This window comes from uncultured Methylovirgula sp. (assembly GCF_947646745.1).
Classification (GTDB): domain Bacteria; phylum Pseudomonadota; class Alphaproteobacteria; order Rhizobiales; family Beijerinckiaceae; genus Methylovirgula.
Genome location: NZ_CANSHK010000023.1, coordinates 17,349 through 43,242 on the forward strand (window position 1 = coordinate 17,349; position 25,894 = coordinate 43,242).

Annotated in this window: 24 protein-coding genes and 1 pseudogene; 20 read left to right on the forward strand and 5 right to left on the reverse strand. The window is 62.9% G+C overall.

Annotation, left to right across the window (positions count from 1 at the left end; genetic code table 11):
- Window positions 1–148 precede the first annotated feature (148 nt).
- Together parC and Q0025_RS08400 are read left to right on the forward strand one after the other, a co-directional pair.
- A complete protein-coding gene (gene parC, locus Q0025_RS08395) occupies window positions 149–2,392 on the forward strand; it encodes a DNA topoisomerase IV subunit A (RefSeq protein ID WP_297297925.1) in 2,244 nt (747 codons plus the stop codon).
- A gap of 68 nt (window positions 2,393–2,460) precedes the next feature.
- The gene (locus Q0025_RS08400) at window positions 2,461–3,948 is read left to right on the forward strand and encodes a methyltransferase domain-containing protein (protein WP_297297928.1); all 1,488 of its coding nucleotides are present in this window, start codon (window positions 2,461–2,463) and stop codon (window positions 3,946–3,948) included.
- Window positions 3,949–4,007: 59 nt separating this feature from the next.
- Here Q0025_RS08400 and Q0025_RS08405 read toward each other — a convergent pair whose 3' ends face one another.
- Both Q0025_RS08405 and Q0025_RS08410 read right to left on the reverse strand, forming a co-directional pair.
- A complete protein-coding gene (locus Q0025_RS08405) occupies window positions 4,008–4,736 on the reverse strand; it encodes an arginyltransferase (RefSeq protein ID WP_297297930.1) in 729 nt (242 codons plus the stop codon).
- Window positions 4,737–4,832: 96 nt separating this feature from the next.
- Entirely contained in the window at window positions 4,833–5,309 is a 477-nt protein-coding gene (locus Q0025_RS08410; RefSeq protein ID WP_297297932.1) for an RDD family protein, read from the reverse strand.
- A 220-nt stretch (window positions 5,310–5,529) separates the two neighbouring features.
- On the opposite strand from Q0025_RS08410, the gene Q0025_RS08415 reads away from it, so the two are divergent.
- Entirely contained in the window at window positions 5,530–6,261 is a 732-nt protein-coding gene (locus Q0025_RS08415; RefSeq protein ID WP_297297934.1) for a hypothetical protein, read from the forward strand.
- 63 nt (window positions 6,262–6,324) lie between these two features.
- On the opposite strand, the gene Q0025_RS08420 is transcribed toward Q0025_RS08415, so the two are convergent.
- Window positions 6,325–6,648, reverse strand: a complete 324-nt coding sequence (locus tag Q0025_RS08420) for a hypothetical protein (RefSeq protein ID WP_297297936.1) — start codon at window positions 6,646–6,648, stop codon at window positions 6,325–6,327.
- A 281-nt stretch (window positions 6,649–6,929) separates the two neighbouring features.
- On the opposite strand from Q0025_RS08420, the pseudogene Q0025_RS08425 reads away from it, so the two are divergent.
- Window positions 6,930–8,141 (forward strand): annotated as a pseudogene (locus Q0025_RS08425) (SulP family inorganic anion transporter); the annotation flags it as partial.
- Window positions 8,142–8,221: 80 nt separating this feature from the next.
- On the opposite strand, the gene hemB reads toward Q0025_RS08425, so the two are convergent.
- On the reverse strand, window positions 8,222–9,259 hold the full coding sequence (gene hemB, locus Q0025_RS08430) for a porphobilinogen synthase (protein WP_297297938.1): 1,038 nt from the start codon (window positions 9,257–9,259) through the stop codon (window positions 8,222–8,224).
- Between the two features lie 96 nt (window positions 9,260–9,355).
- Between hemB and Q0025_RS08435 the strand changes: the two genes are divergently transcribed.
- From Q0025_RS08435 to Q0025_RS08500, 14 genes are all read left to right on the forward strand, one after another.
- A complete protein-coding gene (locus tag Q0025_RS08435; protein WP_297297940.1) occupies window positions 9,356–10,417 on the forward strand; it encodes an enoyl-CoA hydratase/isomerase family protein in 1,062 nt (353 codons plus the stop codon).
- Complete coding sequence (locus Q0025_RS08440) at window positions 10,414–10,878, forward strand: hypothetical protein (RefSeq protein WP_297297942.1); 465 nt, start codon at window positions 10,414–10,416, stop codon at window positions 10,876–10,878. The genes Q0025_RS08435 and Q0025_RS08440 overlap by 4 nt, the downstream gene beginning before the upstream one ends.
- 451 nt (window positions 10,879–11,329) lie before the next feature.
- The gene (locus Q0025_RS08445; protein WP_297297944.1) at window positions 11,330–11,839 is read left to right on the forward strand and encodes a winged helix DNA-binding protein; all 510 of its coding nucleotides are present in this window, start codon (window positions 11,330–11,332) and stop codon (window positions 11,837–11,839) included.
- Window positions 11,840–12,156: 317 nt separating this feature from the next.
- Window positions 12,157–13,476, forward strand: a complete 1,320-nt coding sequence (locus tag Q0025_RS08450) for a L,D-transpeptidase family protein (RefSeq protein ID WP_297297989.1) — start codon at window positions 12,157–12,159, stop codon at window positions 13,474–13,476.
- Between the two features lie 178 nt (window positions 13,477–13,654).
- Window positions 13,655–14,962 carry a serine hydroxymethyltransferase gene (gene glyA, locus Q0025_RS08455; protein WP_297297946.1) on the forward strand — a complete coding sequence of 436 codons (1,308 nt, stop codon included), beginning with the start codon at window positions 13,655–13,657 and terminating at the stop codon, window positions 14,960–14,962.
- 77 nt (window positions 14,963–15,039) lie between these two features.
- Entirely contained in the window at window positions 15,040–15,540 is a 501-nt protein-coding gene (gene nrdR / locus Q0025_RS08460) for a transcriptional regulator NrdR (protein ID WP_297297948.1), read from the forward strand.
- Window positions 15,537–16,670, forward strand: coding sequence for a bifunctional diaminohydroxyphosphoribosylaminopyrimidine deaminase/5-amino-6-(5-phosphoribosylamino)uracil reductase RibD (ribD, locus tag Q0025_RS08465; RefSeq protein WP_297297950.1), 1,134 nt, complete (start codon window positions 15,537–15,539; stop codon window positions 16,668–16,670). The genes nrdR and ribD overlap by 4 nt, the downstream gene beginning before the upstream one ends.
- Window positions 16,671–17,273: a riboflavin synthase gene (locus Q0025_RS08470; protein ID WP_297297952.1), complete on the forward strand. Its 603-nt coding sequence runs from the start codon at window positions 16,671–16,673 to the stop codon at window positions 17,271–17,273.
- Window positions 17,274–17,281: 8 nt separating this feature from the next.
- Entirely contained in the window at window positions 17,282–17,800 is a 519-nt protein-coding gene (locus Q0025_RS08475; RefSeq protein WP_297297954.1) for a DinB family protein, read from the forward strand.
- 88 nt (window positions 17,801–17,888) lie between these two features.
- On the forward strand, window positions 17,889–19,316 hold the full coding sequence (locus Q0025_RS08480; protein ID WP_297297956.1) for an alginate export family protein: 1,428 nt from the start codon (window positions 17,889–17,891) through the stop codon (window positions 19,314–19,316).
- 88 nt (window positions 19,317–19,404) lie between these two features.
- A complete protein-coding gene (gene ribH / locus Q0025_RS08485) occupies window positions 19,405–19,899 on the forward strand; it encodes a 6,7-dimethyl-8-ribityllumazine synthase (protein ID WP_297297958.1) in 495 nt (164 codons plus the stop codon).
- Window positions 19,899–20,363: a transcription antitermination factor NusB gene (gene nusB / locus Q0025_RS08490; RefSeq protein WP_297297960.1), complete on the forward strand. Its 465-nt coding sequence runs from the start codon at window positions 19,899–19,901 to the stop codon at window positions 20,361–20,363. The genes ribH and nusB overlap by 1 nt, the downstream gene beginning before the upstream one ends.
- Before the next feature lie 9 nt (window positions 20,364–20,372).
- A complete protein-coding gene (gene thiL, locus Q0025_RS08495; protein ID WP_297297962.1) occupies window positions 20,373–21,365 on the forward strand; it encodes a thiamine-phosphate kinase in 993 nt (330 codons plus the stop codon).
- Window positions 21,366–21,577: 212 nt separating this feature from the next.
- The gene (locus Q0025_RS08500; protein ID WP_297297964.1) at window positions 21,578–23,710 is read left to right on the forward strand and encodes a sodium-translocating pyrophosphatase; all 2,133 of its coding nucleotides are present in this window, start codon (window positions 21,578–21,580) and stop codon (window positions 23,708–23,710) included.
- A gap of 216 nt (window positions 23,711–23,926) precedes the next feature.
- Here Q0025_RS08500 and Q0025_RS08505 read toward each other — a convergent pair whose 3' ends face one another.
- Window positions 23,927–24,424 carry an outer membrane protein assembly factor BamE gene (locus Q0025_RS08505; RefSeq protein ID WP_297297966.1) on the reverse strand — a complete coding sequence of 166 codons (498 nt, stop codon included), beginning with the start codon at window positions 24,422–24,424 and terminating at the stop codon, window positions 23,927–23,929.
- A gap of 296 nt (window positions 24,425–24,720) precedes the next feature.
- Between Q0025_RS08505 and Q0025_RS08510 the strand changes: the two genes are divergently transcribed.
- Both Q0025_RS08510 and Q0025_RS08515 read left to right on the forward strand, forming a co-directional pair.
- Window positions 24,721–25,272 (forward strand): ubiquinol-cytochrome C chaperone family protein, encoded by a 552-nt coding sequence (locus tag Q0025_RS08510; RefSeq protein ID WP_297297968.1) that lies wholly within the window; start codon window positions 24,721–24,723, stop codon window positions 25,270–25,272.
- A complete protein-coding gene (locus tag Q0025_RS08515; RefSeq protein WP_297297970.1) occupies window positions 25,272–25,826 on the forward strand; it encodes a DUF177 domain-containing protein in 555 nt (184 codons plus the stop codon). Before Q0025_RS08510 ends, Q0025_RS08515 begins: the two co-directional genes overlap by 1 nt.
- Window positions 25,827–25,894: the final 68 nt, after the last annotated feature.

A 25,894-nucleotide genomic window follows, 5' to 3' on the forward strand; every position in this document is an offset into this window, starting at 1 on the left:
CCGTGCGGCTAGTGCAGCAAGGCAACAGCGCCTGCCTTCGTACGGCCAAGCAATTTGCGACGACTCAATTTGCGGCGACTCAATTCATCCTCTAGACCATCGGTCCCGCCTCTGAGGGCGGGCCGGGCAGACCCTAAAAGGCAATCGCATGGCCAAAAATGTCGCTCCGCCCCCGGCGCGCGAGCCTGAACCCGTCAATCTGCGCGAAGCGCTCGAAGAGCGCTATCTCGCCTATGCGCTCTCGACCATTATGGGCCGGGCGCTGCCCGATGCGCGCGACGGGTTGAAGCCGGTGCACCGGCGCATCCTTTACGGGATGCGTATCCTGCGCCTCGACCCCGGCACCGCCTTCAAGAAATGCGCGAAAATCGTCGGCGACGTGATGGGCTCGTTTCATCCGCACGGCGACCAGGCGATCTATGAGGCGCTGGTGCGCCTTGCGCAGGATTTTTCCTCGCGCTATCCGCTGGTCGACGGGCAGGGCAATTTCGGCAATATCGACGGCGATGGCGCCGCCGCCTACCGCTACACCGAAGCGCGGATGACGGAAGTCGCGCGGCTTTTGCTCGAAGGCATCAGCGAGGATGCGGTCGATTTCCGCGACAATTACTCCGGTGACCAGACCGAACCGGTCGTACTGCCGGCGGCCTTTCCCAATCTGCTCGCCAACGGCTCGCAGGGCATTGCGGTCGGCATGGCAACATCCATTCCGCCGCACAATGTCGCCGAGCTTTGCGACGCCTGCCTGCATCTCATTGCGCACAAGACTGCGAGCGATGCAGACCTGATGAAATTCGTGCCGGGACCGGATTTCCCGACCGGCGGCATTATCGTCGATTCGAAAGAACAGATCGCCGAGACTTATCGCACCGGCCGCGGCTCCTTCCGGGTACGCGCCAAATGGGCGCGCGAAGAGGGCGGCCGCGGCACTTACAACATCGTGGTCACCGAAATCCCTTACATGGTCCAGAAGTCGCGGCTGATCGAAAAGATCGCCGAGCTTCTGGCCGAGAAAAAGCTCCCGCTCGTTGCCGATATCCGCGATGAATCGGCGGAGGATGTACGCATCGTCATCGAGCCGCGTTCGCGCACCATCGATGCGGAACTGATGATGGAACAGCTCTTCAAGACGACCGAGCTTGAGAGCCGCTTCCCGATGAATATGAACGTGCTCGTCGACGGCGTCGTGCCGCGCGTCGTTTCGCTGAAAGAAGCGTTGCGGCAATGGCTCGACCATCGCCGGGTTGTGCTGCAGCGGCGTTCGCGCTTCCGGCTCACCGAAATCGCGCACCGGCTCGAAGTCTTGGCCGGCATGCGCATCGTCTTCCTCAACCTCGACGAGGTGATCCGCATCATCCGCGAGGAAGACGAGCCGAAGACGGCGCTGATCGCGGCTTTCGAACTGACCGAAGTTCAGGCCAATTACATTCTCGATACAAGGCTGCGCAGCCTGCGCCGGCTTGAAGAGATGGAACTGCGCCGCGAGTTCGACGAGCTCACCAAGGAGAAAGACGACATCGACAAATTGCTCGCCGACGAAGCCAAGCAATGGAAAGTCATCGGCGTCGAGCTGCGCGATCTGAAAAAGAAATTCGGCCAGGATACGCCGCTTGGCAAACGCCGCACGCAATTTGCCGAAGCGCCCGAGCTCGGCGATGTCGATCTCGCAGCGGCGATGATCGAGCGCGAGCCGATCACCGTCGTCGTATCCGAAAAGGGCTGGATCCGCGCACTCAAGGGCCATGTCGAGGATTTGTCGGGCTTGCAGTTCAAGGGCGACGACCGGCTGAAGCAGAGTTTCTTCACCGAGACGACAGAAAAGATTCTCGTCTTCGCCACCGACGGCCGCATCTTCACGCTTGAGGCTTCGAAATTGCCCGGTGGACGCGGGCAGGGCGAGCCATTGCGGCTCATGGCCGACATCGGCGAGGGCGAGGATATCGTCTCGGTCTTCCCCTATGTCGCAGGCGAAAAGATGCTGGTCGCGTCGAGCGACGGGCGCGGCTTCATCGCGCCCTGCGACGACATGGTCGGCGGCACGCGCAAGGGCAAGATTCTCCTCAATCGCGATCTGCCGGCGGAGGCCTCGATCGTCACGCCGGCAGCCGGCGATTATGTCGCCGTCATCGGCCAGAACCGCAAACTGCTCGTCTTTTCCGCCGAGCAAATGCCTGAAATGACGCGCGGCAAGGGGGTAAGGCTGCAACGCTATCGGGAAGGCGGCATTTCCGATGCCAAGGTCTTCAGCAAATCCGAAGGCCTGACCTGGCGGGATTCCGCTGGCCGTACCTTCACCGTGGCAATGCGCGACTTGCGCGACTGGATCGGCAATCGCGCCGAAGCCGGACGCCTGCCGCCCAAGGGCTTTCCCAAGAACAACAAGTTTAGCTGAGGCGGGACAGTCCGGGGCAAGCTCTCGGTCCTAGACCTTCAAGGCGCACAGAGGCGCAAGGAGGTCTCATGCAGATCGAACTGCCGGAAGCATCAGCGATCAGCGCGGCGCTGACGACATGGCGTGCCGCCAATTCGCTTCTCGATCGCCTGTGTGTCCGCTATGCGCAGCCACAGGACGCGCTGCGGCATCTGGGTCTGACCCTCCTTACCCAGGGGCAAGTCGATCCGGCGCTCGGCTTTCTCAAAGCCGCGCTGGCCTTGGCGCCGCAGGACACGGTCCTCTGGAACGAGCTCGCTGGGGCCTTCTATCGGACCGGCCAGCAGGCGGAAGCCTGTGCTGCGCAGCGCGCCTCGCTGGCTCTCGACACGGCACAGCCGCAAGCCTGGCTGCTGCTCGCCGCGATCGAAAGCAATCTCGGTGACGATACGGCGGCGGAATCGCATTATCTCACCGCGCTCGCGCTCGATCCGCATCTGGCCGAAGCGGCCTTCGGCCTCGGCGTGATCGCGTTTCAGCGCCGCCGTTTTACCGATGCGGTGAAGTGGCTGCGCCAATCCATTGCCGACGGCGGACATAACATGGGCCTTTACGTCTGCCTCGCGCAGGCGCTCTTTCTGCTCGGTGATTTCGCCCAGGCTCTCATCGCTTTGCAGACGGCGGCAAGCTTTCCCGCTTGCGACGGCATCGTCATCGAGAAACTGGCCCAATTGCGGCTCATCGAAACCTGCATACGCGAGGGCGCCGAACCGGCGCTCGCGGTCTATCGCGAGGTGGCGGGACCGCATGCACGCGACATCGATAAAGTCGCGACGATCGCCTTTCAATTCCTCAGCGGCTTTGGCTATGGCGAGGCGGCGATCAAGCTCGGTCAATGGCGGCTTGCCCGCAATCCGGACGATGTAACGCTGCGCTATCTGCTTGCGGCGCTGCGCAGCGAGCCCTTGGCCCGCGCGCCGGACGATTACCTCGTTGCTCATTTCGATGGTTTCGCGGACACGTTCGAATCGAAGCTCGTCGGCAGCCTTGCCTATCGCGTACCGGAAAAGCTGCATGCCCTGCTGGCAAAGACCGGCCGCCACTTCGGCGCGATCCTCGATCTCGGCTGCGGCACCGGGCTTTGTGCGCCGTTTCTGAAACAGATGGGCGATCGCCTGACGGGTGTCGATCTTTCCCGGCGGATGCTGGAAAAGGCCGGCGCGCGGGCGATTTACGATGATCTGGTCGAGGCGGAAGCCGGCGATTTCCTCGATCACGCCAAGGCGCGGTTCGATCTCGTCGTGGCCTCCGATTCCATTATTTATTTCGGCGATCTCACGGCAATTTTTGAGAAAATTGCGCGGGTGCTCGAACCGGGTGGGCTGTTCGCGTTCAATACCGAAGCGGCAGAGGCGGGCTTCCACGTTCGGCCATCGGGCCGTTTCGCGCATGCGGCGAGCTATGTCGAGACCGTCGCAGCGCGGGATTTTACGGTGGTCGAAATGCAGACGGCCGTATTGCGCCTGGAGGCGGCGCAGCCGCTCGACGGCGTTCTGGTTCTCTTGCAGCGGCGTTAGAAAAGCGGGGACCGGACACGCTTTCAGTCTTTTCGCGGCGCGCCGGATTCCGCGCCGTGCTAGCCGACCCGCTGCCAGCCGTCCATGCCGAGCCGCTCCTGCGGCAGGAAGCGCGCTTTGTAGGCCATTTTCTTCGAGCCCTCGACCCAATAGCCGAGATAGACATGCGGCAGGCCGAGCCGGCGCGCACGCTCGATATGATCGAGGATGATATAGGTGCCGAGCGAACGCTTCTCTTCCTCGGGCTCGTAGAAGGAATAGACCATCGAAAGCCCGTCGGCGAGGAAGTCGGTCAGGCAGACGCCAAGGAGCGGGTTGTTCTCGTCCGGATTGATCAGCCGATATTCGATCAGCCGGCTTTCGACATGGCTGTCCTCGATCATCATCGAATAGTCGAGCACGGTCATGTCCGCCATGCCGCCGTCGCCGTGGCGGGCGTCGAGATAACCGCGAAACAGCGAATATTGTTCGCTCGTCGGCTCGGTCCGCAGCACGGCGGCGATGAGATCGCCATTGGCGCTCAGCACGCGGCGCATGTTGCGCGACGGTTCGAACTCGTCGACCTTTACCCGCACGGAGACACAGGCACGGCAATTTTCGCAAGCCGGGCGATAGGCGATGGTCTGCGAGCGGCGAAATCCCGATTGCGTCAGCGTATCGTTCAGCGCCGTCGCGCGGCGGCCGACGAGATGCGTGAAGACCTTGCGCTCTTCCCGTTTCGGCAAATAGGGGCAGGGCGAAGGCGAAGTGAGATAAAATTGCGGCGCGTCGCGCAGTTCTCGCGTCAAACCTGCCTCTCAGAGCGTCGGTCAGCGGCGTCCGGGCTGGCGAAGCAGCCCGCAAAGGAAGGCTAACGCCTCCGCCGCCGCGTGCCTAGAAAAATGTCAGGCAAAATTCCGCACGCGGCGGGTCACGACGACGCCGGCGAGCATGTCGTGCAGGCAGCGCTTGTCGTCGGCCAAGAGCGAAACAAGCAGAATCGGCGGAAACATCCAGCTTACGTAGAACAGAACCGCATGGACCGCGGCATAAAGGAACGGCACGCGCGTCCCGTCGGTGCGGCGGATTTCGAGATCCATGAGCTGCATGCCAGGCGTGGCCATCCGCCAGCCGGAGACCGTCAACCCATTGTAGAAGAAGGCGACGAAGGGGAAGAGCGGCGGCAGGAGCACCAATGACAGGCCGAGCGTCGCCACCAACAGCACCAGCCATAGGACGAAGGCGATCACCGAAACCACGACGAAATCGATGGCGACGGCCAGAATCCGGCGGGTCCGCACACCGGCCAGCGCCTCGGGCGGCAAGGCAAGACTGCGGAAGATCGGCTGCGGCGCGGTCTGGAACTGATCGGTCTGGCTCATCACGGGCTCCCGCTGCAGGATTGGCAGCAAGAATGTGGCCCTCGATTCGTCGCAACACAAGGGTGATCGCCGCGATCGGGCACAACCCCGAAGTCGCGCTGGACGCCTAGGCGACGCGGCGAAGCCCGATGCTACGGAACATCGGCCTTCCTGCGACGTTCTCGGTTGAGTGCCATTCCGGCGCTCCTGCCCACGAAACGATTTCAACAGGCCGATTTCCATGCAAAAGGTCAAATATCGTCTGGTCGATCCGCGGCTTCGTCCCCGGCAAACCCGGCTCGAAGTGCCGGGCTGGGGCGGCAAGAAAGAGCCGCGCGCCGATGGTTCGCAAGAATATGCTTGGCATTGCCTCCCGTTCACCGAGGGGGCGCAATACGGGATCGAGATTTTCTATCCGTACGATCACGAGCTCCGCGTGACGATGCGCGGCGGCGAGCCGGTCTTCGAAGGTGATCTCGGACTGCCGCCGCAGCCGGACATCCTCTGGCCGCCGTTCAGAAACTTCGGGCGCATCTATTACACCTTTCAGCTTCTGCTCGACCTCAAGGTCGGGCCGGGCTTTGCGGTGCGATTCGAGCCGCATCCGCGATTCTACACGGATACGACGGGCACCGCTCCCATCGCCGTCCCGGCGCTCATCCGCAATTGGTGGCCGATGACGTTTTTCCTCGTCTTCAAATCGCCGGCGGAAGGGCAGACGCATATCTTCCGCGGCGGTGAACCTTTCGCCCAAGCGCTCGTCATTCCGGAAGACTGCAAATTGGCGCTTGAGGAAATGACCGCGGAGGAGGCTGCCGAACGAGAAATGCAATCGCGCCGCATCTATAAAAGCCGCAGCACTTTGTCGGCGGAGACGAAATGGACCTCCGCATCGAATACGGTTTTCGACGGCACCTATCGGCTGATCCTTGGCGCAGCAAAGTCAAAAGGCCGCCGCTCTTCGAACGAATAGGCTGTGGCCGACTGGGTAGACGGCATGCCGTTCATGGCCGGCATGCCGTCGCATACATTGCAATCAATAATGATGATGCCAATGATGATGCCACCAGTGATGATGGTGATGGTGATGATGGTGGTGGTGGTGATGATGATATTGGGCGAGCTGAACGTCGGCGTTTTCATCGTTCGCCTGCGTGCTGCCGCTCGTTAGATCGTCAGCCCGGAGCATCGCGACGGCGTTCGGCACCGGCGCCAGCAGGTCGGCATAGTCCTGCGTCTGCATGACATTATCGAGTTCGGCGACGGTCGCCGCGTTCACGTGCGCCGTCGTCGTCATCAAGGCTGTCAGGGCGCCCACCGCCGCACCGAAAAGGCCGAGCGTCGTGGTTTTAAAAGGCATTCTGGTTCTCCCTTCCGGCTTAAGTCTCGCAGTCATCCGGGTTGACGGGCGGTTTCGGCCGTCGTGCCCCGTTCAAAAATTGACTAAGCCGCTCGCCAACGCGGCAACCGAAGCTGAAGTTCCGGCCGGGCGCGCAGGTCGCGATGGCGACGGCTCCTGGCGGGCGAGGCGAGGCATGACTATGTATAAACCCGGTGAGACAATTGGCGCGCTTCGCAGGCTTTTGTTAAACCGCTAAGGCTAACCTCTTCTTTCACCAAATATTTCGACTGCCGATCGACATGCCTGACGGGACTGCCACCGCACATCTTTACCGCCCGAAGCTGATCACCGTCCTGGACGAGGGCTATTCCCTCGATGCCCTCCGCCGCGATGGGCTTGCTGCGCTCACCGTGGCGATCGTCGCCCTGCCGCTGTCGATGGCGATCGCCGTTGCCTCGGGCGTGTCGCCGGAGCGCGGTCTCTATACGTCGATCATCGGCGGCTTCCTCGTCTCGGCCCTGGGTGGCAGCCGCTTCCAAATCGGCGGCCCGGCCGGTGCCTTCATTGTCCTCGTCGCCGCCACCGTTGCCAAATTCGGCGTCGAGGGCCTGCTGCTCACCGTCCTTCTCTCCGGCGGGTTGTTGACGCTGCTTGGCGCCTTACGGCTCGGCTCGCTGATCCGTCATATTCCCCATCCGGTGACGATCGGCTTCACTGCCGGCATTGCCGTCACGATCCTCGCGAGCCAGCTCAAGGAGCTGGGCGGCCTCACACTGACCGTCCCGGAGCCGGGCGCGCTGATCCCCAAGCTCGTCGTCTTGGGCCACGCCCTGTCGACGCTCAACCCCGCGGCTTTGGGCATCGGCCTCGGCTCTGCGGCGCTGATCTTTCTGATCAAGCGCGTGCGGCCGAGCTGGCCAGGCATGTTGATTGCTGTGACTTTGGCGTCGCTCCTCGGCTGGCTTTTGCATTTGCCGGTCGAGACGATCGGCACGCACTTCGGCGCGCTGCCGCATGGCCTGCTGCCGCCGGCGCTGCCCAATCTCTCGCCGCATCTCATCGCCGAGGTTTTCCCGGCGGCCCTGTCGTTTACCTTGCTCGGCGGCATCGAAAGCCTGCTCTCGGCGAAGGTCGCCGACGGTATGACCGGCCGCAAGCACCGCGCCAATATGGAGCTCGTTGCGCAGGGTATCGCCAATATGGCCTCGGCCCTGTTCGGCGGCATCAGCGTGACCGGCACGATCGCCCGCACCGCGACCAATATCCGCGCCGGCGCCCGCAGCCCCCTGTCGGGGATGATGCACGCGGGCTTTCTTTTGTCGTTCATGCTGGTGGCGGCGCCGCTTGCGAGCTTCGTGCCTTTATCGGCGCTGGCCGGCGTACTGGTCGTCGTCTGCTGGAACATGGCGGAGAAGGGCGAATTCCTCCGCCTTCTGCGTCAATGGCAGCCGGCAAGCGTGCTGCTCGTCACGTTCGGCGTGACCCTTTTGAAGGACTTGACCTTCGGCATCGCCGGCGGCTGCTTGCTGGCGGTCGCCTTCGCGCTCTTCGGCCGCCACATCGCCGAAGAAGGCGAATAGAACAGGCCCGCTTAAAACATTTCGCGCAGCTTCTTCGCCACGCGCGGCGCGAAATAAGTGAGCACGCCGTCGGCGCCGGCACGTTTGAAGGCGACGAGACTTTCCAGCATGGCGCGCTCGCCGTCGAGCCAGCCGTTCTGCACGGCTGCCATGATCATCGCATATTCGCCGGAGACCTGATAGGCGAAGGTCGGCACGCCGAAATTCTCCTTCACCCGCGCCAGAATATCGAGATAGGGCAGGCCGGGCTTGACGATCAGCATGTCGGCGCCTTCCTCGAGGTCGATGGCGACTTCGCGCAGCGCCTCGTCGGAATTGCCGGGATCCATCTGATAGGTCCGCTTGTCGCCGGCGAGCGTTACATTGGTGCCGACCGCCTCGCGGAACGGGCCGTAAAAGGCCGAGGCGTATTTCGCCGCATAGGACATGATCTGCACGTTCTCGAAGCCGTGCGCGTCGAGGCCGGCACGGATGGCGCCGACGCGGCCGTCCATCATGTCGGAGGGTGCGATGATATCGGCGCCGGCTTGCGCCTGATTGAGCGCTTGCGCGACGAGCACGCCGACCGTCGCATCATTGACGATTTCGTTGCCGCGCAGAATGCCGTCGTGGCCGTGGCTCGTATAGGGATCAAGCGCGACATCGGTGATGATGCCGATCTCCGGCACTGCGCGCTTGATCGCCCGCGTTGCGCGGCAGACGAGGTTTTGCTCGTTCAGCGCTTCGCGGCCCTCGGCGTCGCGCAAGGCCGGCTCGGTGTTTGGAAACAGCGCCAGCGCGGGAATGCCCAATCGCGCCGCGGCCTCCGCCTCGCGCACTGCGACATCGACGGAAAAGCGCTCGACGCCCGGCATCGCCGCGACGGCTTCGGTCTTGCCTTCACCTTCGACCAGAAAAATCGGCCAGATCAGATCGTTGACCGAAAGCTGATGTTCGCGCACCAGCCGGCGAGACCAGTCGGCCTTGCGATTGCGCCGCAGCCGTACGGCGAGATCAAGCTTGGTCGCAAGAGGATCGGCTTGGGGCTTCGGGCGCGCCGGCGCGGACATCGTTAACTCCTTGAATTGCTCGGATCTCTTAACATGGCCTCGGGGTAAGAGGCGAGCGCATTGACGCCGCCGGCTCGGCGCGGTTAATCGAGCGACATGAGCGCTCCGGAGATCATCAGCACGAAGATCGGTCATTGCGGCCTCATCACGCTCGACCGACCCAAAGCCCTCAATGCGCTGACGCAGGATATGGTCGCGGCGATGGCGGCGGCGCTCGACGATTTCGCGCGCGACCCGGCCATCCGCACCGTTGCCGTGCGTAGCACAAGCGCGCGCGCCTTCTGCGCCGGCGCCGACATCCGCCGCGTCTATGAATGGGGCAAAGACGGCCGGCATGATGCGCAGCGCGCCTTCCTGCGGGACGAATATCGCAATTGCTATCGGATAAAGACCTATCCGAAGCCCTATGTCGCACTGATGGACGGCATCGTCATGGGCGGCGGCGCCGGCATTGCCGTCAACGGGGCGTATCGCGTCGCCGGCGACAGCATCACCTTCGCCATGCCTGAGACGGCGATCGGCTTTTTTCCGGACGTCGGCGCGACCTTCTTTCTGCCACGTCTGGCGGACAGGATCGGCGCTTACTTGGCGATGACCGGCGCGCGCATTGATCTCGGCGATGTGCTGGCGCTCGGTCTTGCCAATGCGCATGTGCCGTCGGCGCGTTTCGATCGCCTGATCGGAAAATTTGCAGACGGCGAAGATGCAGCGCAAGCGATCGCGGCGGAACGCGTCGCGCCGCCGCCGTCGGGCCTTTTGAAGGAGCGCGAGTTGATCTCGCGTGCTTTCGCTTTCTCAAGCGCGAAACGAATAGTCGCCGCGCTCGCCGACGCGGCGCATCGCGACTCGGCTTTTGCCGAAGCGACGCTGGGCGATCTCCATGCGCGCTCCCCGTCGAGCGTTGCCATTGCGCTGAAGCAGATGCAAATTGGCGGCGCGCTCGATTTCGCCGAGGCGCTGAAGGTCGAGTTCCGGATTGCTGCAAGAATTCTGCACAGCCATGATTTCTACGAAGGGGTTCGCGTGACGCTGATCGACAAAGGCGATCATCCGGATTGGCGCCCGGATGGGCTCGACGCGGTGAGCGCGGGCAAAATCGACGCTTATTTTGCGCCGCTCGGCAACGACGACCTGATCTTCGAAGGGGACGGCGCATGAAGTTTTTGACGCGCAGCGAACGCGAGGAGCGCCCGCCGGAACCAGGCGGCGCGATCAAGCTCGGCGTCAAGCCACAGGCCGCGGCGGCACAAGCCCAATGGGGGCTGATGCTCGTCATCTTCATGCGCGTGCTGGCAGGCCTGTGGATCTGCCAGGGCTTGGCGGAATGGGCGCTCGTGCTCATGCCGGAGCGATCGGTGCTTGAAGCGTTGCCTGCCGCCATGGCGGCTGCGGTGATCTTCTTTGCCATCGCCGATCTCGTTGCCGCGGTCGGTCTCTGGCTGGCGACGCCGTGGGGCGGTGCGCTCTGGCTCTTCGCGGCGAGTTCGCAAATCTTCATCGCGCTCGCGATCAAGAACTCGATCTCGATGGTTTGGGTTGCGATCGACATGGTTTTGATCGCGCTCTATTTCTTTCTCACGTTCAATGCCGGGCGCGCCAACGCGCAATATGCGGAGTGAATTTTACGCCAGCGGCTTTCGTCGAAAAAATTCCGCGCGAAATTAAATGGCTTTTCGGCCGCAATCGCGTTCATGCTTATCGCATTCTTGCCAATTTTCGCGCAGCCCCGGCCGCACACCGCGCGGTGTGCCATCGCGCGACATAACGCACAGGCTTAACAGGCGCTAAAAATCGGCCGCGTGCGTTAAGTTTTACAGGCGCTGTTCAGCCAAAGCTCTCTCCGGATCATTTCAATTTGTGGTTTCCGCGTAAGACATTCGTAAGTTAAGAAAACCGGCGTCCGCCGAGCGGCATCGTAAAAATCGAATTTATTTCAAGATTGATTCACCCCAATCGCTAAACCTCTGATTCAGTTTGTTACTTAAACTCGTTTTCATTGGCGCTACTTATAGCTCATTGCTCATTGAGCCCGCGGCGTAGAGGAGGCTCGTTGCTTGGAAGGGATGGGTCATGAACAGCGTTTTGAAATCTGAAGTCATGCCGGCGCGCAGCAACCGAAGCGACGTGAAGCCGGTCTATATCGAGGCGCTCACGCTTGTCGAGCGTCTGCATCGTCGCCTGCTCGACGTCATCAAGGATGAGTTCGATCGGCGCGGCCGCTGCGATGTGAATTCCGTGCAGGCGTTGCTGCTCTACAATATCGGCGACAAGGAATTGACCGCCGGCGAATTGCGCACGCGCGGCTATTATCTCGGCTCGAATGTTTCTTACAACGTCAAGAAGCTCGTCGAGATGAACTATCTTCATCATGCCCGTTCGCGGCTTGACCGGCGCTCGGTGCGCATCAGCCTCACGCCGAAGGGCAAAGAGGTGCATGACGTCGTCGCCGCGCTTTACGACAAGCACGTCCAAACGGTCGAGCAGATCGGCGGCATCTCCGTCGACGAGTTCAGCCGGCTCAACAATTCGCTCAATCGCCTGGAGCGTTTCTGGACCGACCAGATCCGCTTCCGCCTGTAAGCTCATCCAACGACGCCGCGTTTCGGAACGGCCCCGTTCCGGTGAAAAGCGGCGCTCTGGTCCTCCGCGCCGGGGACCGGGGCGCCGCTTTCCTTTTGGGCACGCGCCCACCCTGGACGCCACAAAAACGCCGCCCATTTGGTGCCATTTGGCAGAATGATTTGGCTGGGCTTCGGGGTGGGCCAAGGAATGGTCCAAGGGCGCGGGGCCGCGCCAGGCTCGCCGACGGCGGACGACAGCAGACGGCTTGGAGACGTGCTTTGCCAGGACTTCCTTTTCGGTTTTTGAGCTTCGGGCTTTTGGGTGCGGCGTCCGGGCTGATTCTGGCCTTCGGTCTGCCGGGCCAAGCTGCGGCGGGTGACGACGGCTTCGATCAGGCCGAATGGGCGCAAGGCTATGATGCCGACGAGCATCTCGCCGTCCACCGCTCCACCACCCCGGTCCTCTCGCAAGCGACCTTCGACGCGACCGAGCAGGCAATCTCCCGCTATCAGGCGCTGGTCTCGGCCGGCGGCTGGCCAACCGTGCCGGCGCAGCGCGTCCTGCGGCTCGGCTCGCAGGGCGATGTCGTGACGGTGTTGCGGCGCCGGCTTGCCGCCTCCGGCGATCTTGACGCCAATGCCGGCGATTCGCCGGTCTTCGATTCCTTCGTCGATGCGGCCGTCCGGCATTTCCAGGCCCGCCATGGGCTCCAGCAGACGGGCGTCGTCGATCGGGACACGCTCTCGGCGATGAACGTGCCGGCCGACGTGCGGCTGCGCCAATTGCAGATCAACATCGTCCGGCTCAAGGCCTTCTCGGGCAATCTCGGCAATCGGTTCGTGATGGCCAACATCCCGGCCGCGGCGGTCGAGACCGTCGAAAACGGCGTCGTGGCCACCCATCACGTGGCCGGCGTCGGCCGCTTCGACCGCCAGTCGCCGGTCATGATGACCAAAGCGACCGATATCGATTTCAATCCGTTCTGGACCGTCCCGGCCTCGATCACCCGCAAGGACCTGATCCCGCGCATGCAGGCCGATCCGAATTATCTGACCGAGCATAAGATCCGCATCTTCGACAAGGCCGGCAACGAGGTGCAGCCCAGCCAGATCGACTGGAACTCGGATCAGGCGGTCAATTACATGTTCCGCCAGGACCCGGGCTCAGACGTCAATGCCCTCGGCGTGGTGCGGATCAATATTCCCAATCCCTATGGCGTCTATATGCACGACACGGCCGAGCGCGGCCTGTTCGGCGACGATTTCCGTTATATTTCCTCGGGCTGTATCCGCGTCCAGGACGTGCGCGACTATGTCGCCTGGCTGTTGAAATATACGCCGGGCTGGGACCGCCAGCACATCAACGACGTCATCAATTCCGGCCAGCAGGTCAAAGTGCAATTGAACCCGCCGGTGCCGGTCTATTGGGTCTATATCACCGCTTGGGCGACGCCCGACGGAATCGTCCAGTTCCGCGACGACATCTATCAACGCGACGGTCTCGGCTCAGTCGCCTCGGACGAGATGCAGCCGTCGCAGCTGCTGAAGGAAGAGCAGGCCCTGTCGCAATCCCAGGCGCATGCCGCGCCGTCCCAGCCGGGCGTCGATCGCACTGCCCTTCCGGCGCAGAACCTGCCGGAGATGGACGAGCAATAAGCGTCGCCGCTTCGCGGTTGCGTGCGCCGCAGCAATCGGCGCCCGCAACCTTCGCGGGTGCTCTTGTCGCAGCCCGTCGAACCGCCTTTCCGCAGCGAATATGTCATGCTAAGGCCATCGGCCAAGCCGCGCGCTGCCGCGGCGTTTTGTTGCCAATCGTCTTTCAGGAAGCGTGCTTATGACCCCTTCAGATGCCGAAGCCAGCGCCCACGCGGCTCATAATCCGTTTTTCTCCGCCTCATTGCACGCGGCCGATCCGGAGATCGCCGCGGCGATCGACAAGGAGCTTGGTCGCCAGCAGCACGAGATCGAGCTGATCGCTTCCGAGAACATCGTCTCGAAGGCGGTGCTCGAGGCGCAGGGCTCGGTCCTGACCAATAAATATGCCGAGGGTTATCCGGGCCGGCGCTATTATGGCGGCTGCCAATTCGTCGATATCGTCGAGACCCTGGCGATCGAGCGCATCACGCGCCTCTTCGATTGCAAGTTCGCCAATGTGCAACCGAATTCCGGCAGCCAGGCCAACCAGGCGGTGTTTCTCGCGCTGATGCAGCCGGGCGATACGTTCCTCGGCCTCGATCTCGCCGCCGGCGGACATCTGACGCATGGCTCGCCGGTCAATCTCTCAGGCCGCTGGTTCAAGCCGGTGGCCTATGGCGTGCGCCGCGACGACAACCGCGTCGACATGGAGCAGGTCGCCCGCCTTGCTGCGGAACATAAGCCGAAGCTGATCATTGCCGGCGGCTCGGGCTACCCACGCTTCTGGGACTTCGAGAAGTTCCGCCAGATCGCCGACTCGGTCGGGGCTTATTTCATGGTCGATATGGCGCATTTCGCCGGCCTCGTGGCAGGCGGCGTGCATCCGTCGCCGTTCCCGCATGCGCATGTCGTCACCTCGACGACGCATAAGACCTTGCGCGGCCCGCGCGGCGGCCTCGTGCTGACCAACGATGCGGACATCGCCAAGAAGATCAATTCGGCCGTCTTCCCCGGCTTGCAGGGCGGCCCGCTGATGCATGTCATCGCCGGTAAGGCCGTTGCTTTCGGCGAGGCGTTGAAGCCCGACTTCAAGGTCTATGCGCGCCAGATCGTCGAGAACGCCAAGGCGCTCGCCGCGACGCTGGTCGGCGGCGGCTATGCCATCACCTCGGGCGGCACCGACAATCATCTGATGCTGGTCGATCTGCGGCCGAAGAACCTCACCGGGAAAGCGGCTGAGCAGGCGCTCGGCCGGGCCCACATCACCTGCAACAAGAACGGCGTGCCCTTCGATACGGCGAGCCCGATGGTCACCTCCGGCATCCGCCTCGGCACCCCGGCGGGCACATCGCGCGGCTTCGGCGTCGCCGAGTTCAAGAAGATTGGTGAATTGATCATCGAGACGCTCGACGGTCTCGCCAAGAATGGCGATGCCGAGAACGGCGCGGTCGAAGCCGCGGTCAAAACGCAGGTCGCGGAGCTGACGCACCGCTTCCCGATCTATTAACAGAGCGTTTTCGAGCGAAGTGGACACCGGTTCGCGTGAAGAAAACGCGTCGAACTCAAATCTCGTAGAGAACGCCGATGCGGTGCCCGTATTGCGGCAGTCTTGAAACGCAGGTGAAAGATTCGCGGCCGACGGAGGATGCTGCATCCATCCGCCGGCGGCGGGTCTGCCCTGATTGCGGCGGCCGCTTTACCACGTTCGAGCGCGTGCAATTGCGCGAGCTCACCGTCATCAAGAAGACCGGCCGGCGGGTGCCCTTCGATCGTGACAAGCTGATGCGCTCGGTCGAAGTCGCGCTGCGCAAGCGCCCGGTCGATGCCGAGCGTGTCGAGCGCATGGTCTCCGGCATCGTTCGCCAGCTTGAGAGCCAGGGCGATGCCGAGGTTCACAGCGACAAGATCGGTGAACTGGTGATGGAGGGGCTGCGCTCGCTCGACAGCGTGGCCTATGTGCGCTTCGCCTCGGTCTACCGCAATTTCCGCGAAGCGCGCGACTTCCACACGCTGATCGACGAACTGGCCCAAGGCGATCCCGACGAGCCGCCGCCGCCCAAGCCGAAATTATCGACGCGCGCATGAGCGCGCCGCCCGGCGTTGCCGATATCATTGCCGAGGATCGGCGCTTCATGGCGGCAGCGCTGAATTTCGCCCGCCGCGGCCTCGGGCGCGTCGCGCCCAATCCCGCAGTCGGCGCGCTTATCGTCAAGGACGGCATCATCATCGGCCGCGGCGCGACTGCACAAGGCGGACGACCGCATGCCGAAGTCCTCGCATTGCAAGAAGCTGGCGCCGCGGCGCGCGGCGCAACGCTCTACGTGACGCTCGAACCCTGCAGCCATTTTGGCCGCACGCCGCCTTGTGCCGATGCCGTCATCGCAGCGGGAATTGCCCGCGTCGTCTCGGCGCTCGACGATCCCGATCCGCGCGTCGCGGGGCAGGGCCATGCGCGGCTGCGTGCGGCGGGGATCGACGTCGCAACCGGCGTCCTTGCTGTTGCGGCGCGGCGTGCCAATCTCGGCCATATCTTGCGCGTGACCGAAGGGCGGCCGATGCTGACTTTGAAACTGGCCGAAACGGCCGACGGTTTCGCTGCCGGGCCCGTCGGCGCGGCGCGCCTCAAGATCACCGGCGAAGCCGCCAATGGCCGCGTGCATATGCTGCGCGCGCTGCACGATGGCGTGATGGTCGGCGTCGGCACGGCGCTTGCCGACGACCCGCAATTAAGCGTGCGGCTGCCCGGTCTCGAGGATCGCAGGCCCTTGCGCATCGTGCTCGATTCGCATTTGCGGCTGCCGCCCACGGCGCAGCTCGCCGCGACGGCGCAAGATTATCCGACGCTGGTCATCGCGGCCGAAGGTGCTGCGCAGGAGGTCGAGGCGCGCCTTGTCGCGCAAGGCGTCGACGTCGTCCGCGTCAAAGCCGATGCGGCCGGTCATGTCTCGCTCAATGCGGCGCTCGCCTTGCTCGGTGCGTGCGGACTGACGCGCATTTTCTGCGAAGGCGGCCCGTATCTCGCGGCGGCGCTGATCGAGCAGCGCCTCGCCGATGAGGTCATAATATTTCAAAGTTCGCTCTCGCTCGGCAAGGCGGGCCTGCCGGCGCTCGACGCCGCAAGCCGCGCGGCGCTCGCGGAGGCGACGCGCTATCGCGAACTTGCCCGCGGCCATGCGGGCGAAGACAGTTTTGTCGAATACGAACGGATCATCTGAATGTTCACCGGGATCATCACGGACGTCGGTACGGTCGAATCCGTTGTGCCGGAGGGCGCGCTGAAGCGGGTGCGTGTAAGCTGCGCCTATCCGGCGGAGACGATTGCGATCGGCGCGTCGATTGCAACGGGAGGCCCGTGTCTCACCGTCACGGCGCGCGGCAGCGCGAATGGGCGCACCTGGTATGATGTCGATGTCGGCGCCGAGACGCTCGAGCGAACCACGGCGGGCTCATGGAAGGTCGGCACCAAGCTTAATCTCGAACGTGCTTTGAAAATCGGCGACGAGCTCGGCGGTCATCTCGTGACCGGCCATATCGACGGCGTTGCCAGTATCGTGTCGGTCGAGCCTTTCGACGGGATGAGCCGCTTCGTCATTGCGGCGCCGGCTGCATTGGCGCGATTCATCGCGGAAAAGGGCTCGGTCGCACTCGATGGCACGTCGCTGACGGTCAATAGCGTCGACGGCAGGGAATTTTCCGTCCTGCTCATTCCGCATACGCTGGCTGAGACGACCTGGGGCGCACGGCGGCCGGGCGATACCATCAATCTGGAAGTCGATCTCATGGCGCGCTATGCCGCGCGCCTTGCCGAGGCGAAATAGGATCACCCGTGCTGGCGCATTGGCGGATGTTTGCGGGTTACAACGCGTGGGCGAATGCGCTCGTCTACGACGAGGCGGCCAAGCTCAGCGACGCTGATTATCGCGCCGACCGCGGCGCTTTCTTCAAGTCGATCCACGGGACGCTCAATCACCTGCTCGTCGCCGATCGCATCTGGATGCAACGCTTTACCCGTAAGGGCGAGGCGACGTACCAACTCGATGCCATTCTGCATGAGGCCCTTGCCGATCTGCGCGCCGCCCGGGTGCGCGAGGACGCGCGCATTTCGGCGTTCATCGACGGTCTCGACGAAGCGGAGCTCGCGCAGCCGATCTTCTATCGCGCTATCGCGAAGCCGGCCGAGATCGAACAGACGTTGGGCACGGCGCTGGCGCATTTCTTCAATCATCAGACGCATCACCGCGGCCAGCTGCATGGCCTACTGACCGGGCTGGCCGGCGTCGCGCCGAGCCTCGACCTCGTCGCTTACCAGCGGCAAATCGGGCTGAGCCGAAGCGCGCCGGTCTAAGACCGCGGAAGGGTTGTAAAATATATTTTAATAAACGATTTTTTATTTCCAGTATATTTATAGACTAAGTCATTATTCGGGGGTTCGTTTGCCGGTTCCTTTGCGAAGCGCGCGTCGTCAGCGCCACTTCCTCCATCCATGGCTCGTCGCAGCCTGCCTTCTTACTCCGCTTCTCGGGCAATCCGCGAAGGCGCAATATTTTTCGCTCGGCAAAGGCGGCTCGCCGCTCGAATTCTACGATATCGATTACAGCTATCTCGCCGATCCGGCGAAGCGGACCGGTCCGCTCGACGCGCTGCATTACATCGGCCTCGGCGGCGACGCCTATCTCTCGCTGGGCGGCGAGTTTCGCGAGCAGGCCTGGGCGCAGAACAACGAGGCCTATGCCTTGCGGACGCCGACGCGCAACGCCTACGACCTGCAGCGCGAACTGGTCGATTTCTATCTGCATATCGACCGCCATTTGGCGATCTTCGCCCAGGTCGGTCGCTTCGACTCGTTCGGCAAGATCAATCCAAGCACGACCGACAGGGACTACGGACGGCTCCAGCAGGGTTTTGTCGAACTGAAAGAGCCCGCCGGCCCGGCACAAGTCACGGCCCGCATCGGCCGGCAGGAGATTGCACTCGGCTCAGCCCGCTTCGTCTGGGTGAACGATAGCTCCAACGTGCGCACGACGCATGACGCGGTACGCATTCACAGCGATGTCCAGAACAACGTTGCGCTCGACTTCATCTATTCGCGGCCTGTCGTCTCGCAGCTCCAAGCCTTTTCCGATTTCGATACGCATAACGGTGTTTTCGGCGCGGTCTATGCGAGCGAAGCTCTGATCCCGAACATCTTCCATGTCGACGAATATTATTTCTACCGGCGCAATCTCGGCGCGCAATATCTCAAACTGACCGGCAACGAGGACCGCGACACGCTCGGCGGGCGTTTCTGGGGCGATTACGGGCCGTTCAAGTTCGACACCGATTTCGCCTATCAGTTCGGTACGTTCAACGGCGCGCCGATCTCGGCCTTCGGTACATCGACCCGCGTGCTTTACACGTTCGAGCGCGTCGTCTGGCAGCCGGGCCTGCAATTCCAGGGAAGCTATTTCAGCGGCAGCGGCGGCGGCAAAACCATCGGCACCTTCAGCGCGCCTTTTCCGCGGCCGACCTTGCTGAATTACATCGGCTTGAACACGCTCGAGAACGTGATCGAGGCCTATCCGGCCCTCGTGCTCAATCCGACGAGCAATTTCGCTTTCCGCCTGGGACCGGAGGTGCTCTGGCGTGCTTCCGTCAACGATGCGGTGTATATTTCTCGCGCAACGCCGCTGACGGCGACATTGTCCGCCAACGACAAAGCGAGCTATATCGGGACGAATCTGATCGCGACCGCGCAATGGCGCCCGGTCAGCACTGTCACGGTTTTCGGCGAATATTTGCACCAGCTCGCCGGTCCGGCGATCACCTTGGCGGGCGGCCGCCCGGCTGATGCGGGCGTCATTCAGGTCGATTTCAACTTTTAACCGTCCCGGCAGCGCCTTGGAACGGAACCCCGTGCTTGCCGCGGGCGCCGCGGCTTGTTAGTCAGCCGCTCGCGACAACGAGGTGAAGATGGCCGAAGCGCATCGTCCGAAGACATCCAAGAGCGAGCCCGGCGTCGACGGCGCGCGTTTCCTCATTGTCGAGGCGCGGTATTATGAGACGGTCGCGGCGCATCTGCTCGACGGCGCGGTGGCCGCGTTGAAGGCGGCCGATGCGCGCTATATCTGCTGGCAGGTGCCGGGCGCGCTCGAAATTCCGATCGCCGCGAAGATTGCGCTCGATATGGCGCGAACCGCCGGCGCGCCGTTTCAGGGTGTCATCGCGCTCGGCTGCGTGATCCGCGGCGAGACGGCGCATTTCGATATTGTCGCGGGCGAAAGCGCGCGGGCTCTGATGGACCTCGCAATGGCTGACATGCTGCCGCTCGGCAACGGCATTCTGACGGTCGAAAATAACGAGCAGGCTTTGGAACGCGCCGACCCGCAACAAGGCGACAAAGGCGGCGACGCGGCGCGCGCCGCGCTTGCCCTTTACCGCCTTCGGGCGGGGCAGGGAGCGCTTTGATGGCGCTCGCCCCGCAACGCGCCGCCGCGCGGCTCGCCGTCGTCCAGGCGCTTTATCAGATGGAGGTATCCGGCAAGGGCCTCGCCGAGACGCAGAGCGAGTTCGAGTCGTTCTGGATCGGTAATGAAATCGAAGGCGCGCAATATGAAGAGGCGGAGATCGCCTTTTTCCGCGACATTCTGGCCGGGGTGCTCACCGATCAGGGCCCGATCGACCGCGCGATCGACCGGACGCTTGCGAAGGGCTGGCCGCTGGTGCGCGTCGATGCCGTGATGCGCGCCATTTTGCGCGCCGGCAGTTACGAATTGCTTCGCCGCAAGGATGTTCCGGCGCGGGTTGTCATCAAGGAATATGTCGATGTCGCCGGCGCCTTTTTCGAACGCGACGAGGCCGGCATGATCAATGCCGTGCTCGACGCGTTGGCGCGGCAATATCGGTCCGAGGAGTTTCAAGAACGGGCCTGAGGATGCACCATGCCCCTGCCGCGTCCCAGCGAAGATGAGATCATCCAAAGACATTTCGCGCCGCTCGCCGGCCCCGCGGCGCTTGGGCTGCTGGATGATGCTGCGGCCTTCGCGCCGCCGCCGGGGGATCTGGTCGTCACCAAGGACATGCTCTGCGCCGGGGTGCATTTCTTCGCCGACGATCCGCCGGGCGCCATTGCCCGCAAGGCGCTGCGCGTCAATCTCTCCGATCTCGCCGCCAAAGGCGCCGCGCCGCTTGGCTTTCTCTTAGGCCTTGCGCTGCCGGACGATTGGACGCCGGATTGGCTTGCGGCTTTCGCGGCGGGCCTCGCGGAAGACGCTGCGGTCTATCAATGTCCGCTCTTCGGCGGCGATACGGTGAAGAGCCCGGGTGCTTTGACGCTCTCGATCACCGCGCTCGGCAGCGTGCCGAAGGGAACGCGGCTCATTCGCGCCAATGCGGCTGCGAACGATTTCCTCTATCTGTCAGGGACGATCGGCGATGCGGCGCTGGGACTTCTGCTGCGCGACCTGCCGGTGCCGGTTTGGAGCCATGGGCTCGGCGCCGAATCACAGGTTTTTCTGCGCGAGCGCTACCTGCTGCCGCAGCCGCGGCTCGGGTTGCGCGCGGCTCTGCTCGGCTGCGCCGATGCGGCCATGGATATATCGGACGGATTGGCCGGCGACCTCGCCAAAATGCTGCAGGCGAGCGGCCTGACGGCACAGATCGCCGTGGCCGACCTCCCGCTCTCGGCTGCGGCGCGCGAGGCCTTGGCGCAAGAGCCCGATCTGATTGAGACGCTGCTCAGCGGCGGCGACGATTATGAAATTCTCGCCGCAGTCGCGCCGGGCAAGGCCGCGGTCTTCGAGCAGGCCGCAGGCGCCGCCGGAATTCCTGTTCGCCAGATCGGCCGCGCGCAGGCGGGGGCAGATCCGGCAGTTTTCCGCGCCGCCGATGGCCGACCTCTGTCCCTGAAATCATTTTCCTATCGCCACTTTTAAGGCGCGGCGGACCTGTGCCTCTCCTCCTGCCGCAGGATTGCGCAACGCCGCGCTTTCGATCATGGTGCGGTGCGGGCGGCGCGCTGCCCGTTACGGGGGTGAACTGGAAGGGCGGCCGTTCGGCCAGGCCTTTGCAATTGCCTCCTCCTGCGCACGAACGATAAGCCGGATAAAAATCCGGCAGCGCGATCATAAACGAAGGGCGGAAATCGATGCTTGCAATTTGGATCATTATCGCTGCGGGGGTCTTGGCCGTCGCATATGGAGTTTGGACCGCGACGGAACTGCTGAAAGCGGACCCCGGCTCGCCACGAATGCAGGAGATCGCCGCTGCGATCGCCGAAGGCGCTCAGGCCTATCTGAAGCGGCAATATTCCACCATTGCGATTGTCGGCATTGTCATTTTCATCGTCCTCGGGCTCTTGTTGTCTTGGACCGTTGCGGTCGGTTTCCTGATCGGCGCCGTTCTGTCCGGCGCTGCCGGCTTCATCGGCATGAACGTTTCGGTGCGCGCCAATGTGCGCACGGCGCAGGCGGCAGCCAAATCGCTCGGCGCGGGGCTTGATATTTCCTTCAAGGCGGGCGCCGTCACGGGCATGCTCGTCGCCGGTCTCGCACTGCTCGGCGTCTCGGTCTATTTCGGCATTCTGACGGGGCCCCTGAAGCTAGAAGTCAACAGCCGCGAAGTCGTCGATGCGCTTGTGGCGCTCGGCTTCGGGGCTTCGCTCATTTCGATTTTCGCCCGCCTCGGCGGCGGCATCTTCACCAAGGGCGCCGATGTCGGCGCCGACCTCGTCGGAAAGGTCGAAGCCGGTATCCCGGAAGACGATCCGCGCAATCCCGCGACGATCGCCGATAATGTCGGCGACAATGTCGGCGATTGCGCCGGCATGGCCGCGGATTTGTTCGAGACCTATGTCGTGACGGTCGTCGCGACCATGGTGCTCGCGGCCATCTTCTTCGCCGGCACAAGCGCGCTGACGCGGACCATGCTTTATCCGCTCGGCATCTGCGCGGCCTGCATCGTCACCTCGGTCGCCGGCACCTTCTTCGTCAAGCTCGGCCCGACCAATTCGATCATGGGCGCGCTTTATAAGGGCCTGATCGCTACCGGCCTCCTCTCCATCGTCGGCCTCGCCATCGCGACGCAATTTTCGGTCGGCTGGGGCGCGATCGGCACCGTGAACGGGCTCACGATCACCGGCCTGCATCTCTTCATCTGCGGCCTGCTCGGCCTCGTTGTGACGGGCCTCATCGTCGTCATTACGGAATATTATACCGGCACCGGCAAACGCCCGGTCGTCTCCATCGCCCAAGCTTCGGTCACGGGACACGGGACCAATGTCATCCAGGGCCTTGCCGTTTCACTCGAAGCCACCGCGCTGCCGGCGCTGGTGATCGTCGGCGGCATCATCTTTGCCTCGCAGCTCGCCGGTCTCTTCGGCATCGCCATTGCGGTAACGACCATGCTCGGCCTTGCCGGCATGATCGTTGCGCTCGACGCGTTCGGCCCGGTCACCGACAATGCCGGCGGCATTGCCGAAATGTCCGGCCTGCCGAAGGAAGTGCGTCATTCGACCGATGCGCTCGACGCGGTTGGCAATACGACCAAGGCTGTCACCAAAGGCTATGCGATCGGTTCGGCGGGCCTCGGCGCGCTCGTGCTCTTTGCCGCCTATACGAATGACATCAAGCATTTCGCCGAGAGCGGCGTCGCCTATTTCAAGGATATCGGCACGGTCAATTTCGACCTTTCGAATCCTTATGTCGTGGCGGGGCTGATCTTCGGCGGCATTATTCCGTATCTCTTCGGTGGCATCGCCATGACAGCGGTCGGCCGCGCCGCAGGCTCGGTCGTCGAGGAAGTGCGTCGTCAGTTTCGCGATAAGCCCGGCATTATGGCGGGGACCGACCGGCCGGACTATGGCCGCGCCGTCGATATGCTGACGCGAGCCGCGATCAAGGAGATGATCATACCATCACTGCTGCCGGTGCTGGCGCCGCTCGTCGTTTATTTCGGCGTTCTGCTCCTATCCGGCTCCAAGGCTTCGGCGCTGGCAGCGCTCGGCGCCTCGCTTCTCGGCGTCATTGTCAATGGATTGTTCGTGGCGGTGGCGATGACCTCGGGCGGCGGCGCTTGGGATAATGCCAAGAAGAGTTTCGAGGACGGCTTCGTCGACAAGGACGGCGTCAAGCACATGAAGGGCAGCGAGGCGCACAAGGCCTCCGTCACCGGCGATACGGTCGGCGATCCTTACAAGGATACGGCCGGTCCCGCGGTCAATCCGGCGATCAAGATCACCAATATCGTCGCGCTACTGCTGCTCGCGATCCTCGCGCACTAAAGCATCGGACCGAAAAGTGCGCAGCGGTTTTCGGATGAACCCGATGCGGCGAGAGGGACTAATCGGACCGAAAAGTGCGCAGCGGTTTTCGGATGAACCCGATGCGGCGGGAGGGACGCATCGGACCGAAAAGTGCGCAGCGGTTTTCGGATGAACCCGATGCGATTCTTCAAAAGAAAACGGCCGGAGCGATCCGGCCGTTTTTTCATGCGATCATCAATTAAATCGCAAGAGCGATTTGAACATGCCGCTCAAGAGGCTCGAGTCGGCGCCGCCCGTCGGCGTCGTCCGCGAAATGAAGTCGTAGAGCTTGCCGTCTTTCATGCCATAATTGGCAAGCCGGGTCACCTTCTTGTCCTTGTCGAAATAGATCGCGAGGACATGCTGATCGGTGATCTTCTGATCCATAAAGGCATATTGGCGATCGGCCTTCTGGCTGATGTAATACCAGGCGCTGCCGCCGACCGTCGAGGTCGTCGACGGTGTGCCCATCACGACCAGCACTTGTTCCGCCGACGAGCCGATCTTGATCTGATTGAGCAGGCTGGGGTCGAGCTGATAGCCGTGGACGATGTCACCGTCATAGCCAAGACAGCCTGACACGCCTGCGGCCAGCGCCGCACAGAGGCCGAGCCGAAGAAGCAGGCTCAGGGCTATTGTTCTACGGGGTGCGGCCGTCTGTTCTTCTTCTGCGGCCGCCCTGAAAAAAATCATTCTTCGAAACTCCAGCCCCTTTAGTTCACGACGCATTCGGGTCGATTCGGTCTCAATGCGTAGACGTGATCGTTTCTGATACGTTAGAGGGGGACAGGCGGATAAGTCCACGCCATTTGCACAGACTTGATGGCGTTGAAAAACCGCTATCCACTTTTCGTCCCGCTCTTGTTGCCAAATGTGCATTGGCTGGCAATTCTTGGTGATGCGGAGCCGAACGATGCCTATCTTCCGCTCAGGCGGATATCAAGATCGCGGCTCGCCCCGCTCAAGCCGCGTGCAGGGATTCTAAAGTCATGATTTTTGGGCTTTTCCGGGGCAGAAGCAATGCCCGGCTGATCGAGCGGCTGCACGGAGAGGTCATCGCTGCGGCGCGCGACCCGGTTTTGTTCACGGATTACGGCATTGCCGATGACCTGGACGGACGCTTCGAGTCGATTGCTTTGCATGCGGCTTTGGTGCTGCGCCGCCTGCAGCACTTGCCGTCCCCGGGACCGGACATCGCCCAGGATCTCGCCGACGCGGTCTTTCGCCATTTCGACATCGGCTTGCGCGAGATGGGCATCAGCGACACGGGTGTGCCGCGGCGGATGCGCGATCTCGCCGAAGCATTTCTCGGCCGCGCCAATGCCTATAATCAGGCGCTCGCGCAGCCGGAGGAGACGCGGCTTCAAGAGCTTGCCGCGACCTTGTCGCGCAATGTTTTTGCCGGCCGCCAGGATGGCGCGCGGCTCGCTCGCTATGCCGGCTGTCTCGATGCCGCTTTGCAGCAAATGCCGCTCGCACAATTTCTCGAAGGCCCTATATTCGGCGGCGGGGCCGCCGTGAATGCAAGAGAGGTGCTGTGATGAGTAAAACCTACCCCCACGCGCCGCCAAAAATCTTTTCGCATCCCGTGCTTGTCGACGAAGTGCCGGAGCAGGGGCTCGATGTTACGCTCAGCGCCGATGCGCCCACCCGCGACGCTTTGGCCAAGGCCGATGGTCTCGCCGCGCTTGCCGCCCTGGAGGCGGATTTTCATGTCGCGCGACAGGGGCTTGCCCGCTTCAATGTCACCGGCACGGTGCGTGCGAAGATTACCCAGATCTGTGTGCTGACGCTGGAGCCGTTCGATAGCGATCTCGTCGAAGAGGTCGATGTCGATTTCGCCGAGGCTTCCGTTGCGGCCAAAGCGGCCGCCGAAGCCGATGCCCTGGTGGATGCCCAGCCGGCCGAACGCGATCCGCCCGATCCGATCGAGGACGGGACGATCGACCTCGGTGCCCTGGCGGCGGAATTCCTCGCCTTGGGCCTCGATCCCTATCCGCATAAGCCGGGGGCGGAGTTTGCCCCCGTCTCCGACCCGCATGACGTGACCGAGCGGCCCTTCGACGTTTTGAAAAAGCTCACCGATCAGTCTTGATCTTGCTCCGCTTGCGGGGCGGCCCGCTTTGGCTTAGCGGATCAGGCCGCAGTGTGACGGTCCGGCGA